The 14,498-nt window shown below is 32.6% G+C and carries 25 protein-coding genes and 2 tRNA genes; 5 read left to right on the top strand and 22 right to left on the bottom strand.

All coding sequences use genetic code 11. The annotated features are described in order from the left end of the window. Positions 1-8: 8 nt before the first annotated feature. The 18 genes from rplR to rpsJ all read right to left on the bottom strand — a co-directional run bounded on the left by rplR (position 9) and on the right by rpsJ (position 7,636). On the bottom strand, positions 9-365 hold the full coding sequence (gene rplR / locus ELQ11_RS07270; RefSeq protein ID WP_002870461.1) for a 50S ribosomal protein L18: 357 nt from the start codon (positions 363-365) through the stop codon (positions 9-11). Positions 366-374: 9 nt separating this feature from the next. Beyond that, positions 375-911: a 50S ribosomal protein L6 gene (gene rplF, locus ELQ11_RS07275; RefSeq protein ID WP_002851302.1), complete on the bottom strand. Its 537-nt coding sequence runs from the start codon at positions 909-911 to the stop codon at positions 375-377. Positions 912-989: 78 nt separating this feature from the next. Beyond that, positions 990-1,385 (bottom strand): 30S ribosomal protein S8, encoded by a 396-nt coding sequence (gene rpsH / locus ELQ11_RS07280; RefSeq protein WP_002860830.1) that lies wholly within the window; start codon positions 1,383-1,385, stop codon positions 990-992. A gap of 9 nt (positions 1,386-1,394) precedes the next feature. Continuing rightward, on the bottom strand, positions 1,395-1,580 hold the full coding sequence (locus ELQ11_RS07285) for a type Z 30S ribosomal protein S14 (RefSeq protein ID WP_002851478.1): 186 nt from the start codon (positions 1,578-1,580) through the stop codon (positions 1,395-1,397). Between the two features lies 1 nt (position 1,581). Next, positions 1,582-2,127, bottom strand: coding sequence for a 50S ribosomal protein L5 (gene rplE, locus ELQ11_RS07290; protein WP_002870460.1), 546 nt, complete (start codon positions 2,125-2,127; stop codon positions 1,582-1,584). Between the two features lie 3 nt (positions 2,128-2,130). Continuing rightward, positions 2,131-2,364: a 50S ribosomal protein L24 gene (gene rplX / locus ELQ11_RS07295; protein ID WP_002779437.1), complete on the bottom strand. Its 234-nt coding sequence runs from the start codon at positions 2,362-2,364 to the stop codon at positions 2,131-2,133. Next, complete coding sequence (rplN, locus tag ELQ11_RS07300; protein WP_002779438.1) at positions 2,364-2,732, bottom strand: 50S ribosomal protein L14; 369 nt, start codon at positions 2,730-2,732, stop codon at positions 2,364-2,366. Before rplN ends, rplX begins: the two co-directional genes overlap by 1 nt. Beyond that, the gene (gene rpsQ, locus ELQ11_RS07305; protein ID WP_126223236.1) at positions 2,732-2,983 is read right to left on the bottom strand and encodes a 30S ribosomal protein S17; all 252 of its coding nucleotides are present in this window, start codon (positions 2,981-2,983) and stop codon (positions 2,732-2,734) included. The genes rplN and rpsQ overlap by 1 nt, the downstream gene beginning before the upstream one ends. 9 nt (positions 2,984-2,992) lie before the next feature. Then, positions 2,993-3,178 (bottom strand): 50S ribosomal protein L29, encoded by a 186-nt coding sequence (rpmC, locus tag ELQ11_RS07310; protein ID WP_002851566.1) that lies wholly within the window; start codon positions 3,176-3,178, stop codon positions 2,993-2,995. Beyond that, on the bottom strand, positions 3,165-3,590 hold the full coding sequence (rplP, locus tag ELQ11_RS07315; protein ID WP_002779441.1) for a 50S ribosomal protein L16: 426 nt from the start codon (positions 3,588-3,590) through the stop codon (positions 3,165-3,167). The genes rpmC and rplP overlap by 14 nt, the downstream gene beginning before the upstream one ends. Positions 3,591-3,592: 2 nt before the next feature. Next, positions 3,593-4,294: a 30S ribosomal protein S3 gene (rpsC, locus tag ELQ11_RS07320; RefSeq protein WP_002851138.1), complete on the bottom strand. Its 702-nt coding sequence runs from the start codon at positions 4,292-4,294 to the stop codon at positions 3,593-3,595. Then, a complete protein-coding gene (gene rplV, locus ELQ11_RS07325; RefSeq protein WP_002860832.1) occupies positions 4,294-4,719 on the bottom strand; it encodes a 50S ribosomal protein L22 in 426 nt (141 codons plus the stop codon). The genes rpsC and rplV overlap by 1 nt, the downstream gene beginning before the upstream one ends. 10 nt (positions 4,720-4,729) lie before the next feature. Next, positions 4,730-5,011, bottom strand: coding sequence for a 30S ribosomal protein S19 (rpsS, locus tag ELQ11_RS07330; RefSeq protein WP_002851509.1), 282 nt, complete (start codon positions 5,009-5,011; stop codon positions 4,730-4,732). A gap of 1 nt (position 5,012) precedes the next feature. Further along, positions 5,013-5,843 (bottom strand): 50S ribosomal protein L2, encoded by an 831-nt coding sequence (gene rplB / locus ELQ11_RS07335; RefSeq protein WP_002825501.1) that lies wholly within the window; start codon positions 5,841-5,843, stop codon positions 5,013-5,015. A 1-nt stretch (position 5,844) separates the two neighbouring features. Beyond that, entirely contained in the window at positions 5,845-6,126 is a 282-nt protein-coding gene (locus ELQ11_RS07340; RefSeq protein ID WP_002856384.1) for a 50S ribosomal protein L23, read from the bottom strand. 2 nt (positions 6,127-6,128) lie between these two features. Continuing rightward, the gene (gene rplD, locus ELQ11_RS07345; protein WP_002791636.1) at positions 6,129-6,743 is read right to left on the bottom strand and encodes a 50S ribosomal protein L4; all 615 of its coding nucleotides are present in this window, start codon (positions 6,741-6,743) and stop codon (positions 6,129-6,131) included. After that, positions 6,740-7,315: a 50S ribosomal protein L3 gene (rplC, locus tag ELQ11_RS07350; protein WP_002870458.1), complete on the bottom strand. Its 576-nt coding sequence runs from the start codon at positions 7,313-7,315 to the stop codon at positions 6,740-6,742. Before rplC ends, rplD begins: the two co-directional genes overlap by 4 nt. A 9-nt stretch (positions 7,316-7,324) precedes the next feature. Further along, positions 7,325-7,636: a 30S ribosomal protein S10 gene (rpsJ, locus tag ELQ11_RS07355; RefSeq protein WP_002779353.1), complete on the bottom strand. Its 312-nt coding sequence runs from the start codon at positions 7,634-7,636 to the stop codon at positions 7,325-7,327. Between the two features lie 433 nt (positions 7,637-8,069). Here rpsJ and ELQ11_RS07360 point away from each other — a divergent pair, with 433 nt between their 5' ends. Next, positions 8,070-8,630, top strand: coding sequence for a hypothetical protein (locus ELQ11_RS07360; protein ID WP_074487264.1), 561 nt, complete (start codon positions 8,070-8,072; stop codon positions 8,628-8,630). A gap of 110 nt (positions 8,631-8,740) precedes the next feature. Here ELQ11_RS07360 and ELQ11_RS07365 read toward each other — a convergent pair whose 3' ends face one another. From ELQ11_RS07365 to rsmA, 3 genes are read right to left on the bottom strand one after another with little or no spacing between them, the layout of a single operon-like run. After that, on the bottom strand, positions 8,741-9,502 hold the full coding sequence (locus ELQ11_RS07365; protein ID WP_002937493.1) for a pseudouridine synthase: 762 nt from the start codon (positions 9,500-9,502) through the stop codon (positions 8,741-8,743). Between the two features lie 35 nt (positions 9,503-9,537). Next, positions 9,538-11,532, bottom strand: coding sequence for a ribonuclease J (locus tag ELQ11_RS07370; RefSeq protein ID WP_079264310.1), 1,995 nt, complete (start codon positions 11,530-11,532; stop codon positions 9,538-9,540). Continuing rightward, positions 11,501-12,301: a 16S rRNA (adenine(1518)-N(6)/adenine(1519)-N(6))-dimethyltransferase RsmA gene (gene rsmA, locus ELQ11_RS07375; protein ID WP_002870454.1), complete on the bottom strand. Its 801-nt coding sequence runs from the start codon at positions 12,299-12,301 to the stop codon at positions 11,501-11,503. The genes ELQ11_RS07370 and rsmA overlap by 32 nt, the downstream gene beginning before the upstream one ends. Positions 12,302-12,380: 79 nt before the next feature. Between rsmA and ELQ11_RS07380 the strand changes: the two genes are divergently transcribed. From ELQ11_RS07380 to ELQ11_RS07390, 3 genes are read left to right on the top strand one after another with little or no spacing between them, the layout of a single operon-like run. Continuing rightward, positions 12,381-12,917 (top strand): purine-nucleoside phosphorylase, encoded by a 537-nt coding sequence (locus ELQ11_RS07380; protein WP_052859152.1) that lies wholly within the window; start codon positions 12,381-12,383, stop codon positions 12,915-12,917. A 22-nt stretch (positions 12,918-12,939) separates the two neighbouring features. Next, complete coding sequence (rlmN, locus tag ELQ11_RS07385) at positions 12,940-14,010, top strand: 23S rRNA (adenine(2503)-C(2))-methyltransferase RlmN (protein ID WP_052859150.1); 1,071 nt, start codon at positions 12,940-12,942, stop codon at positions 14,008-14,010. After that, positions 14,007-14,105, top strand: a complete 99-nt coding sequence (locus ELQ11_RS07390) for a hypothetical protein (RefSeq protein ID WP_002869298.1) — start codon at positions 14,007-14,009, stop codon at positions 14,103-14,105. Before rlmN ends, ELQ11_RS07390 begins: the two co-directional genes overlap by 4 nt. Before the next feature lie 13 nt (positions 14,106-14,118). On the opposite strand, the gene ELQ11_RS07395 is transcribed toward ELQ11_RS07390, so the two are convergent. After that, positions 14,119-14,195, bottom strand: a tRNA-Met gene (locus ELQ11_RS07395). 135 nt (positions 14,196-14,330) lie between these two features. Here ELQ11_RS07395 and ELQ11_RS07400 point away from each other — a divergent pair. Beyond that, positions 14,331-14,418, top strand: a tRNA-Ser gene (locus ELQ11_RS07400). The last annotated feature ends 80 nt before the right edge of the window (positions 14,419-14,498 follow it).

The raw sequence follows: 14,498 nt of genomic DNA on the forward strand, positions 1-14,498 counted from the left end.
TTTACCCCTTATAGCCTAATGCCATTTTCTCTTAAAGATTCAGCCAAAACTGCAATAACACCATGATATACATAACCATTTCTATCAAAAACAGCTTGTTCTATCTTTTTAGCTTTTAAAGTTTTAGCAAATTCAGCAGCAATTTTTTTAGCGCCATCTTTATTTGCTTTAACGCCAAGTTTGCGTCCATCAACTGCTGCTAAAGTTACAGCTTTTACATCATCAATCGCTTGGATATATAGAGTTCTGTTCGATTTAAATACAGAAATTCTTGGAAAATTTTCACAACCTGAAATTTTCGCTCTAATTCTTTTTTTTCTTTTGATTCTTAAAGTTAGTTTTCTTTTTAATACATTTGCTCTCATATTCTACCCTTACTTCTTAGATGTCTTACCAGCTTTGCGGATAATGCGTTCATCAGAATACTTAACGCCTTTTCCTTTATATGGCTCTGGTGGTCTAAATTCACGAATTTGAGCAGCAACTTGACCTACAACTTGTTTATCACTTCCTTTAACTGCAATAGTATTTTTATCCACTACAATTTCAATTCCTTCTGGAATATCATAATTAATAGGATGAGAAAAACCAAGGCTTAGTTCTAAAACTTTACCTTTTAAAGCTGCTTTATAACCAACTCCATTGATTTCAAGAGTTTTTGAAAAACCTTGAGTTAAACCTACAACGATATTGTAAGCTAAAGCTCTGTAAGTTCCCCAATAAGCTCTACTTTGTCTATCTTCACCTTTTGGAGAAAAAAGAATATTATTATCTTTAATCTCAACATTTACATTTGCTTTAGTATCAAGTTCTTTTGCCAAATTTCCTTTTTTAAATTTAAGCAAATTTCCTTCTAATTTTACTTCTACTCCTGCTGGAATAGCAATCGGTTGTTTACCTATACGAGACATATTTTTCCTTTTTATTTGTCTAGGATATTTCTACTTTTTTAAAAGAATGGATACCCAATGCCATAAAAAGCAGATTTTTTACCAAATAGTACATAAAATTTCGCCGCCAACACCTGCTTTATAAGCTTCATCATTAGCTAAAACGCCACGACTTGTGCTAACTACGATAGTACCATAACCATTTTTAAAACGCTTGATTTCATCTTTACCTTTATAAACACGACGACCGGGCTTAGAAATTCTTTTAAGCTCATTGATAACACTCTTACCTTTTTCATCGTATTTTAAAACTACATTGATAAATTTCTTTTTATCTTCTTCAATAACATTAAAACTCTCAATATAGCCCTTAGCTTGAAAAATTCCAACTAAAGCTTCTACAACTTTAGAATGTAAAAGCTTGGTTGTTTCAAGCTTTCTCATTCCTGCATTTCTGATACGAGTGAGTGAATCTGAAATAATATCATTTATCATATTTTATCCTTACCAACTTGCTTTCTTAAGACCTGGAATCAAACCTTCATTGCCCATTTTTCTTAAGCAAACTCTGCAAATTCCAAAATCTCTATAAACCGAATGCGGACGCCCACAAATTTGGCATCTCGTATAAGCTCTAACCTTAAATTTAGGCTTGCGTGCCGCTTTTGCAATCATTGATTTTTTAGCCATCTTACTTTCCTTTTGTAAATGGCACACCGATAAGTTCTAATAACTTTTGTGCCTGTTTGTCATTTTGTGCTGTTGTAACTATAGAAATATTCATACCATGAGTTCTTAAAATTTTATCATACTCCACTTCTGGGAACATCAACTGCTCATCAAGACCGAAGTTATAGTTTCCGCGTCCATCAAAACCATCTCTACTTAAACCTCTAAAGTCTTTCACCCTTGGCAAAGCAATAGAAATTAATTTATCAAGAAAAGCATACATATTTTCTTTTCTTAAAGTTACCATTACACCTACAGGAAAACCTTCGCGAACTTTAAATCCTGCAACTGATTTTTTAGCTTTAGTAATCACAGCCCTTTGTCCTGCAATTAAAGAAATAGTATCTGCAACATTTTGCAATACTTTTTGATCTTTAGCTAACTCACCAGCACCTACACTGATAACTACTTTTTCGATCACAGGGATAAGCATAGGATTTTTAATATCAAATTCTTTAACCAATGCAGGTTTAATGCTTTGATTGTATTTTTCTTTTAATCTCATCATCGCTTACTCCTGAACTTTTGCCACATTGGAAATATCCATTGGCATTTCTTTATTGATAAAACCACCATTTGGGTTTTTCTCGCTCGGCTTAATAGCTTTTTTAGCAATTTTACATCCTTCAACTACCACTTTAAGTGTTTTTGGATATACCGCCAAAACTTTACCTGTTTTACCTTTATCATCGCCTGTGATAACCTTAACGCTATCACCTTTTTTGATTTTTAATTTAACCGCCATTATAATACCTCCGGTGCTAGTGAAACGATTTTCATAAAGCCACCATATCTAACTTCTCTGCCCACTGGCCCAAAGATACGAGTTCCGATAGGCTCTCTTTTATTATCAAGAATAACTGCAGCATTTTCATCAAAACGAATCAAAGAACCATTATCTCTATGAATTTCTTTTTTAGTTCTAACGATAACCGCTTTTACCACTTGACCTTTTTTAACTTTTCCATTTGGTAAAGCTTTCTTAACAGATGCAACGATTACATCACCTACAGTAGCGTATCTTCTTTTGCTACCCCCTAAAACCTTGATACACATTAATTCTTTTGCACCGCTATTATCAGCAACTGCAAGTCTAGTAAAACTTTGAATCATTACTCAACTCCTGTAGCTAATACAGATTTTAAGCGAAATGATTTTCTTTTTGAAAGCGGTCTACATTCTACTGCAACAATAGTATCACCCACTTTAACTTCATTTCTCTCATCATGAATTAGATATTTTTTAAAGCGTTTAACAATTTTTCTATATCTTGGATGAACCACTTTTCTTTCAACCAAAACACTTGCGGTTTTTTCACCAGCGATTTTAACAACAACGCCTTGAATTTCTCTTTTAAATGCCATTTTCTATCCTTATCTTAAAGCGTTAATTGCTGTATTTATTCTAGCAATGTCTTTTTTTACTTGGCTAATCTCTTTTGGATTAGTAAGTTGCATTGTTTTTAGCTTTTGTTTTAAAGTGAATAAAAGCACCTTTTTTTCTTTTAGCATTGTTGCAAGCTCAGCTGCTGTTTTATCTTTAATCTCAGTATATTTCATTTTGGCTCTCTCTTGTAACAAACTTAGTTTTAAATGGAAGTTTATGCATAGCTAAAGTCAATGCTTCTCTTGCCATTTCTTCGCTTACTCCTGCCATTTCATAAATGATACGGCCTGGCTTGATATTCATTACCCATTCCTCAACAGCACCTTTACCTTTACCCATACGAGTTTCTAAAGGTTTTTTTGTCAAAGGCTTATCTGGGAAAACTCTAATCCAAGTTTTTCCTTGTCTTTTAACGAAACGAGTTAAAGCAATACGCGCTGCTTCGATTTGGCGTGAGTTAATGCGTCCTGCTTCAGTTGCTTTTAATGCAAATTCACCAAAAGTAAATTCTGTTCCACGATTAGCATAACCTCTGTTACGCCCTTTCATCATTTTGCGATATTTAGTTCTTTTTGGCATTAACATGATTATTTACCCCTTCTTGTGCGTCTTGGCTTTTTAGCTGGAGCACTTTCTTCAGTTTTTTCAGGTTGCATACCTTTGTGTAATACCTCACCTTTAAAGATCCATACTTTAACCCCTATGTTTCCATAAGTAGTTCTAGCTTCTGCAAAACCATAATCGATTTTTGCTCTTAAAGTATGAAGTGGAACGCGTCCTTCAAGATACCATTCTGTTCTTGCCATTTCAGCACCGCCTAAACGACCAGAAACTGAAACTTTAATCCCTTTAGCACCTGCTTTTTGCGCGCCTTGAATTACTTTTTTCATTGCTCTTCTAAAAGCAATTCTTTTTTCAAGTTGAGTTGCAACACTTTCAGCAGCAAGTTGAGCTGAAGCTCCTGCTTTTCTTTCTTCTTTGATATTGATATTTACATCTTTACCGATTAAATCTTGCAATTCTTTTCTTAAATTATCAACATCACTACCTTTTTTACCGATGATGATACCTGGTCTTGCGGCAACTACAGTAACGCGAAGTTTTTTAGCAGTTCTTTCTACTAAAATTTGACTAATTCCTGCGTAATAAAGTTTTCTTTTTAAGAAAGCTCTGATTTTGTAATCTTCACCGATATTTTCTACTAAATTTGCTTTAGTTGGAAACCATCTTGATTCCCAGTTTCTATTGATTCCTAGTCTTAGACCAATTGGATTAACTTTTTGTCCCATTAGCTTTCCTTTTTCGCTGTTGCTTTTTTAGTGCTTGTTGTTTTTTTAGCTGGAGCTTTTGTTGTAGTAGTTTTTTTAGCTACTGTTTTTTTCTCTTCAGCTTTCACTTCTGCTTTTGCCACTTCTACTAAAATATGTGAAGTTGGTTTTCTAATACGACTTGCACTTCCTCTAGCTCTTGGTCTAAATCTTTTTAACACCGCAGCTGCATCCACGCGACAACTTTTTACAATCACTTCGTTTGCTTCAAAGCCACCATTTGCTACTGCACTTGAAATTGCGTTTGCGATATATTTTGCACCTTTATTTGGCATAAATTTTAAACTAGCCATAGCTAATTCTGCATTCATCCCCTGAACTTCCCTAGCAATCAATCTTGCTTTAGTTGGAGATAATCTTATGAATTTAATTAATGCTTTACTCATATCTTATCCCTTACTTACCAATTTTCTTTTGCACAGAGCCTTTATGCCCTTTAAATGTGCGTGTTGGAGCAAATTCACCAAGCTTATAACCGATATGATTTTCAGTAATATAAACTGGAATAAAGCTTTTACCATTATGAACATTAAATGTAAGTCCTATCATATCAGGAGTAATTGTGCTTCTTCTTGACCAAGTTTTAATTGGTTTATTATCATTAGCCTTTTTAGCAGCGATGACTTTTTTCATTACATGATCATCAACAAAAGGACCTTTTTTTAGTGATCTAGCCATCTTACTTTCCTTTTCTTCTTGAAATTATTAGCTTATCGCTAGCTTTTTTACGACGAGTTTTCGCACCTTTGGTTGGTTTACCCCATGGAGTTACTGGATGACGGCCTGAATTTTTCTTACCTTCACCCCCACCGTGCGGATGATCTACTGGGTTCATAGCAGAACCACGAGTTTGTGGACGGATACCTCTATGGCGATTTCTACCTGCTTTACCGATAGTTACATTAGCCCATTCTTCATTTCCAACTTCGCCGATACTTGCCATACATTCAGCTAAAACTTGTCTCATTTCGCCACTTGCAAGTCTTAAGATAACATATTTTTCTTCTTTACCCATAAGTTGTGCATAAGCACCTGCAGAACGGATCATTTGACCGCCTTTGCCTGGCTTTAACTCAACATTATGAACAATAGTACCCACAGGAATGTTTTTAAGTTTCATTGCATTACCTGGTTTAATATCAAGTCCGCTTTCAGCAGCTGCAACAATATCGCCAACGCTTAATCCACGTGGTTGAAGAATATATCTTTTTTCCCCATCTTTATAAGCAATCAAAGCAATTCTACAATTTCTATATGGATCATACTCGATTGCTTCTACTTTACCTTCTATACCGAATTTACGACGTTTAAAATCAATAATTCTGTAAAGTTTTTTAGCACCCGCTTCTTTATGACGACTTGTAATTCTTCCATAGCTGTTACGACCCGCGTGTGCTGGAAGTTTAACAAGTAGTGAGCGTACACTTGGTTTAGCTGTAATATCTTCAGAACTTAAACCTGTGATATATCTTCTACTTGGAGTATATGGTTTATAAGTTTTAATTGCCATCTTAAGCCTCCGTATTTTCTAAGCTAACACCTTCAGGTAGCTTAACATAGAATTTTTTATAATCGTTTCTTTGACCTAAACGACCTCTAAAACGCTTAACTTTTCCATCCATTCTTAAAGAATTGATACTTTTTGGAGTTACACCAAAATACTCTTTTAAAACCGCTTTTAAACCTGTTTTAGTCATTTTTGGTGAAGTTTGAATAACTACGACACCTTGCTCTTGCAAATTCAAACTTTTTTCTGTGTAAAGTATAGTCTTTATATCAGTAATATCTGCCATAATTATCCCTCTTTTGTAATAGATTCTAATGCTGATTTTTCTATGATAACAGCATTAAATACAGATACTAAATAAGCATTTACTTCAGTTACATCAACTACATAGCAATTTGCTAAATTTCTGTAAGCTAAAAGTGTTTTTTCATCTAGTAAATCTTTAACGATTAAAGCATCTTTGACGCCAAGTTTTTTAATCACAGCGTTTGCATCTTTTGTTTTACCACTTTCAATAGCCAAAGAATCAGCAGTAAATAACGCACCTTTAGCTGCTTTATCTGCTAAAGCTCTTTCAAGCGCCAATCTTTTTTGTTTTTTATTTACTTTTTGGAAGTAGTTTCTTTCATTTGTTGGACCAAAAGCAACCGCACCGCCTACCCAAACGTTAGTTCTTGTTGAACCCGCTCTAGCACCGCCACGACCTTTTTGTCTCCAAGGTTTTTTACCACCACCACTTACATCACTTCTACCTTTAGTATGAGCTGTATTTGCTCTTAAACTTGCAAGGTAAGATTTTACATACAAGTAAAGATTGTGTGGATTTACTTCCGCATATTTTGAAGGTAAATCAAGTTCACCTGCTTTTTCTAATTTATCATTTAAAACAACTACTTTACTCATTTTGCAATCCTTATTTTACCCATAGCACCATTATAACCTGGTACTGCACCTTTAACTACTAAAATTTTGTTTTCAGCATCATAAGATATAACTTCGTTTTTAACGGTCACTTTAGTATTTCCATAGTGTCCTGCCATTTTCATACCTGGTTGAACACGACCTGGCCATTCTCTATTACCAATAGATCCGTGGCGTCTGTGAAATCTAGAACCGTGACTTGCTGGACCCCCTGCGAAGTTATGTCTTTTCATAACACCGCTATAACCTCTACCTTTAGTGTTAAAGCTTACTTTTAAAATTTTTGCTTCATTTAATGGAGTTTCATCTAAATCTCCTGCTTCAGTATTTGCTACTTCTAAAGTCGCAAATCTATTGTATTCTGCAGAAAGATTATACTTTTTTTGTTGTCCTGCGACACATTTATTACTTGCTTTACCTTTTGGATATGCTACTAAAGCCTTTCCGCCTTCAACTTCACATACTTTTGCATTTACAACTCTTAGTAAAGTTACAGCGATACTTGGATTAGTAATTGTTCTACTCATTCCGATTTTTTCTACAATATATTCCATATCTTATCCTTACTTACCCATAGCTCTTACTTCAACGCTTACTTCTGGCGCTAAATCAAGCTTAGTTAAAGAATCAACTGTATCTGGAGTCGCTGCTACTATATCTAGCATACGCGCGTGAATTCTTATTTCAAACTGCTCACGAGAATCTTTGTTAATGTGTGGAGATTTTAAAACTGTATAGCGTTTGATTTTAGTAGGCATTGGTATCGGACCTCTGATATCCGCACCTGTTCTTTTAACAGCTTCTACGATTGCTGCAACTGTTCTGTCTAGTACTCGATGGTCATAAGCTTTTAGCTTAAGCCTAATTCTTTCCATAATATTTCCTTTAAAAAGAACTCGTTAGTTAAAAACTAACCAATTTATAAAAATTGAAATGAGAGTATATAAAATCTTGTTTTCAAAGTCAAGAAATTCAATGAAAATTTTATATTATTTTCCTTTTTAAAAGGACGAAATTGAAATATTTTATTTTTTGGTGAAAATTTTAACAATCAATGAATTATATTTATTTTAAGGAATAAAATATATAATTATCCAAAAAAATTAAATTATCAAAACATAACATCAAAATGTTTTATAAAATAATTTTTTTATATTTACTTAAGGAAAAAGCATAAAATTCATCTTTTACATTTTAACGTTTTGCACTTTTGTCTTTGGCGTAAACCTTGAAAATTCACTAACCTGTATCAATAAAGGATTAAATTCTCTTAAAGATCCTTATAGTAGAGATAAAGAACTTATTTTTATGCCTATTTATGATATTTTGCAATTTTATGGAATACGTGGTGCTAGAGTAGGTGCTGCAGATTATCAATGTAACATTAAAGACAAAAAGATAGTTTGCGATGTTAAAAATTTTTTTGTAGGCGACGAAATTTTTATTCTTGCTTATACTGAAAATCTTAGAATTATTTACAGTAATTTCAAAGAAGATTTTGGAAAAATAAATGTCTATGCAAAAGATATTCAAATTGGCAACATTTTAAAAAACACTCTTAACAAACATCAAAAAAATAATAATTTTATTAAACTTGCTTTACAAAAATATTCTTTAAATTATGAAGGAAAAATACAAGGAGCTAAATTCAACTCACAACTTAATATCGTAAGCAAAGATTTAGAATTCAATGCAAATTTAAACAATATTTCACAAAAAGAATTTGAAAATGTTTTTAAGTATGTCAAAGAATGTGGTTTTGGCATTTTTATCTCAAGTACTTTTGAAATTTTGAAAAAATATAAAAAAGAATTACATTGCAAAAGTCAAATTTGCAGAGAAATAGAAAAAGATTTTTATTTTATGTAAAAAACAATTTAAGTTAAATTTGTCCATCTTCACATAAATTACAAAAATTTTAAAATAATTTAAAGTCTTTTATTTTAATCTCCCTTCAAATTAAAATAACCTATAAAAAATTAATAATATATATTATTCATTTTCAAAAAATCTCTTAGTTTTTCATATTCTCCATTTTCTAAATAGCGATGTTTTCCAGCCTTTAACATACCAAGATCTAATGCTCCAAAAGCAACACGCTTAAGATCCATAACCTCAAGATCAAAATGTCCAAAAAAGCGTCTAAGCTCTCTATTTTTACCTTCATTTATAACCACTCTAAGCTTAGTATAACCTCCACTTGATCCAAAAATTTCAAAGTCTATAAAAGGAGCAAAACTCATAGAGGTAATTTTAGTTTTTGCATGTGCGCCTTTTTTTTCGTTTTTAATCTCAAGTCCATTTTGCATCGCTTCGATGACTTGTTTGCTCACCGTACCTTTAACTTTAAGGTAGTATTCTCTTTCTAAATCACTATGCATTAAAGCATCGGCAATCACAGGAGAATCTGTAAGCAAAAGCAAGCCTTCACTTGCATAATCTAGTCTGCCTACACTAAGCCAAGTACTAAATTGTCTTGGCAAGGTATCGTATATAGTTTTTCTTCCACGATCGTCTTTTTTACTGACAATTTCGCCTTTTTGTTTATGGTAGATTATCACGCTAAATTGCGTTCTTTTTTGCACTCTTTTACCCTTAACAAAGACTTTATCATCAAATTTAACCTCATCGCTTAAAAGGGCAATTTTGTTGTTTATTTTTACTAAACCTTGTTTGATAAGTTCATCAGCTTCACGGCGTGAATAGCGGGTGTTATGGGATATAAATTTATTAATTCTCATTTGATCTTCCTTAAAAAGGGCGTTTTTGCCCTTTTTTACATTACAAAAATAGTTGGAACTATGGTTGGGTATTTTTTAATCTTTCTAAAGATATGTTTTCTTAAAACTTGGCGGATTTGATTTTCTAAAAATCTTGGATCATTGAGTACTTCATCTTTAACATTAATGAAAAACTGTCCTAAAACTTCAGCCATATCTTTGCTAAAAGCATGATCGTGTTTGTCAGCTACTAGCCCATAGCTAAATACTCTTGGTTTGTTGATCAGTGTTTTTGTGGCTTTGTCAATTTGTGCGATAATAACCACTATACCACTATCTGCAAGTTTTTGGCGATCTATAACTACATCATCGGCGATTTGTTTGTTGATTTGATTATCCACAAAAACTTTACCTGTTTTTACGGTTTTTATGCGTTTAACATATTTTTGGCAAAGTTCTACTTGATCACCATCACTCATAAGATAGATATTTCTTTCAGGAATACCGCATTTCATCGCTGTTTCTTTGTGTTTGGTGATGTGATTGTATTCTCCATGAACTGGTAGGAAAAATTTAGGCTTAGTAAGGGTTAGCATAAGCTTTTGTTCTTCTATACTAGCGTGTCCGCTTACATGAATTTCACTAAATTCTTGATACGCTACTTTAGCTCCTGCTTTTAAAAGATAATCAAGCACCGCAGAAACACTTGCTTCATTTCCTGGTATGGCTTTAGCTGAAATGATCACTTGATCTGTAGGTTTGATTTTTATAAATTTATGCTCATCTGTTGCCATTCTATAAAGCGCACTCATGGTTTCGCCTTGACTTCCTGTAGTTACAATAAGCACTTCATTGTCTTTATATTTGCTTACTTCATCAGCATCGATGAAAATTTTTCTATCAAGTTTGATGTAGCCTAATTCCATAGTGGTATAAAGATTTCTTTCCATAGAACGACCGATCACACAAACTTTTCTACCGTATTTTAAACCATAAGTGATAGCTTGATAAACGCGGTGGATATTAGAACTAAAGGTGCTCATGATCACCCTGCCTTTGGTGCGTGCAAAAATTTGATCAAAAGTTGGCCCTACGGAGCTTTCACTTTTTGTATAACCTTCTTTATAAGAATTTGTACTATCACTTAAAAGACATAAAACCCCTTCTTCTCCATAATGCGCCAAACGCCCTAAGTCTGTTGGATAGCCATCGATTGGAGTTTGATCGATTTTAAAATCACCTGTGTGGATAATCGTTCCTGCTTTTGTTTTGATCGCAAGTGCTGAAGCATCAATGATAGAATGCGTGATGTGAATCCACTCTATATCAAATTCACCTATCTCATAAACTTTGCGTTTTTCTACAGGACGAAACCATTTGCGTTCTGCTTTTAAGCCATGTTCTTCAAATTTGTTTGAAATCATTCCTAAAGCCAAAGGTGTAGCGTAGATAGGAAATTGAAATTCTTTAAAGAAATAAGGCACCGCACCGATATGATCTTCGTGCGCATGAGTGATCACTATACCACGAATTTTATCTTTAATTTTTCTTACATAGTCAAAATCAGGAATGATAATATCTACCCCATGCATAGTTCCATCAGGAAAACTCATACCTATATCTACTATAATTGCATCTTTATTGGTTTCAAAAACACTGATATTTCCACCAATTTCTCCCAAGCCTCCTAAAGGAGTGATGCGGATTTTATGTTCGCTAGAATTATTATATTTTAAAGGGTGTAAGCGGTTTTCATGTGAAACACGGTTAGCTTCTATACATTCTGCAAGAGCGATTTGCCAATCTTCATTGCCTGTGAGTTTTGAAGGAAGATTGCGATTTTTTTTCTTTTTTTTCTCAGTTTTATTCTCTGAGTTTTCAGAAATTTCCTTGTTAGAATTTTGATCAATTTTTGGAGTATCATTTTCATTTTGCAAAGAATCGGCTAATTTTTTTCTGCGATTTTTATATTTATAGCGTTTATTGTTTTTTGAATTTGAGTTCGGATTTTGTTCGTTTTTATTTATCTCTTTGTTTTCGTCCATATTCATCCTTTAATTTGTCATAAATTTTAAGGTATGAATCAACGCAAATTTCATGTGGTCTGATGTTTTCTTTTAAGCCAAGGGTGCTTAAAACTTCTAAAACTTTTGCTTTATATGTTTTTAAATTTCCTAAGAGTTGTTTTCTAGGAGCTTTAAAACAGTCTTTTAGAAAATTTTTGAAATTTTCTATTTCGCAAAGTTCATCAAAATCCTTAGTTTTAATCAAACTCATCACCGCTGACATAACTTTTGGTGGAGGATTAAAACATTGTGGATCAACATCAAAAAGTATTTTTCTTTCGCAAATCATTGCACTTAAAACACCTAAGGAAGAAAACTCACTATTTCCTTCTTTAGCGCAGAATTTTTCAGCCATTTCTTTTTGCACCATTACAATAAGCCCTAGACAATTTTTATCTTCTAAAGCTTTTAATATAATATGACTTGCAACATAATAAGGCAAATTTGCAACCAAAAAATATGGTTTTTCATCAAGACTAGGATTAAAAGCTTCGCTTGCGTCTTGATGGATCAAGTTAAATTTTCCACATTCAAGTTCTTTTTGAAATTTCTTTTTTAAAATAGGTATGAGATCATTATCGATTTCATAAGCTTTTACTTGAGAAATTTTTAAAAGTTCTTGCGTTAAATCACCTAAGCCAGGCCCAATCTCAATGATATTGTTCATCTCTTTGGGTATGGCTTGGATGATTTTTGCTAATACGCTTTTATCGATTAAAAAATTTTGTCCGTATTGTTTTTTTGCTTTAACCATAAGAAATAATTTTATCTAAAAATTCTTAATTAAGTCTTTTTAGGTAGAATTATTTTTGTAAAATTTCATAAGGATCAAAATGATTGTTTGTGCGGGTGGAAATGAAAATTTTTCTTTTGCAAAAGCTATAGGTATAGGTTTGGTTGAATCAGCTTTTCATTTGGGTCAACTTTGCTTAAAAGAAACACCATCAAAACTTATATTTATAGGAACTTGTGGACTTTATGATAAGGGAGAAATTTTAGAAATTTATAGAAGTTCATATGCTTTTAATGTAGAATTTTCTAAAATTTCACATGCTTTTTATACTCCTGCAAAATATGAAATTTGCTTAGAAAAAGAAAATGTTTCTCGTGAAACAATCAAAATCAATTCTTCAAATTATATTTGTCAAAATTCAAAAGCAGCAAAAGAATTTTCAAAATTAGGTTTTTTTGCAGAAAATATGGAAGCCTTTTCTGTTTTGAGCGTAGCTAAAAATTTAAATATTGATGCAGAGTGTATTTTGTGTGCAACAAATTTTTGTAATGAAAATGCTCACGAAGATTTTATAAAAAATCATCAAAAGGCAAAAGAAAAATTAGAAGAATACTTAAAAAAATATCATTATATTTAAAAATTCAAAAAGGAAAATAATTTTGAAAGAGCTTGTTAATATTTTAGATTTTTTACCTGAAGAATTAGGAGAAAAAATCAAACCGATGTTTCGCGTGAAACAAATTTATCAATGGATTTATCAAAAATACGCCAATGATTTTTCCGATATGTCAAGTTTACCAAAAGATCTACGTTTAGAACTTGCGCAAAATTTTCATTTTTCTCCTGTAAAATGCGTTAAAAATGAGCAAAGCAAAGATGGAAGTATAAAATATCTTTTTGAACTTATCGATGGTTTAAGGGTAGAAAGTGTGCTTTTGCCTATGAAAGAAGAAAAAATAGACACAGAAGGCAAAAGAATTTCTCATGCGAGATATACTATCTGTGTTTCTTCTCAAGTAGGTTGTAAAAGCGGATGTAGTTTTTGTCTTACTGCCAAGGGTGGTTTGAAAAGAAATTTAAGTGCAGGGGAGATAGTCGGACAAATTTTATGGATAAAGAAACAAAACAATATCCCTTATGAACGCCGTGTAAATATAGTATATATGGGTATGGGCGAGCCTTTGGATAATCTTAAAAATGTTTCTAAAGCGGTAAAAATTTTAGCGCAAAATGAGGGGCTTGCCATAAGTCCTCGCCGTCAAACCATCAGCACTAGCGGTTTAGCAAAACAAATCAAAGAATTAGGTCAAATGAATTTAGGTGTTTTACTTGCTATATCATTGCATGCGGTTAATGATGAGCTTCGAACTGAGCTTATGCCTATCAATAAAGCTTATAATATCGCTGCAATTATGGATGCGGTGCGTGAATTTCCTATAGATCAAAGAAAAAGGGTAATGTTTGAATATCTTTTAATTGATGGTATCAATGATAAGCTTGAACACGCTAAAGAATTAGTCAAGCTTTTAAACGGCATTAAAGCTAAAGTGAATTTAATACTCTTTAATCCACATGAAGGAAGTTTATATAAACGCCCTAGTTTAGAAAATGCGATTAAATTCCAAGATTTACTCAGTAATAAAGGTGTAACTTGCACTATAAGAGAAAGTAAAGGGCTTGACATTTCAGCTGCTTGTGGACAGCTTAAAGAAAGGGCAAAAGAACAATGACAATGTTAGATATTTTTGAAATCGTTTTTATAACAGCTGTTGTGATTATAGGTTTCGGTGGAATTGTTTTTGTAGTAACAAAAGAAAAAAAATAATTATTACATTTAATGGTGTCAAGGGGGAGACTTGAACTCCCGACCTCCGGCTTATGAGACCAGCGCTCTAACCAGCTGAGCTACCCTGACTAAAAATAAAAATATAATTATACTACTTTTTACTAAAAATTTTCTGATTTTTTTAAAAAATAATTTTATTTTCAATATTTAAAAAATTTCTTTATTTTTAAAGCTTTTATAGATATAATGAACACTTTATTTCATAGACAGGTGTCCGAGCGGTTGAAGGAGCACGCCTGGAACGCGTGTAAAGTGCAAGCTTTCGAGGGTTCGAATCCCTTCCTGTCTGCCATTCTTATTTTTAATATTTAAAAATTATTGTTTTGTCAAAAGTTATTTTATTGTTTACAAATTCTTAAATTTTTGATAAAA

The sequence above is a fragment of the Campylobacter sp. US50a genome (assembly GCF_004379015.1).
GTDB classification, from domain to species: domain Bacteria; phylum Campylobacterota; class Campylobacteria; order Campylobacterales; family Campylobacteraceae; genus Campylobacter_D; species Campylobacter_D jejuni.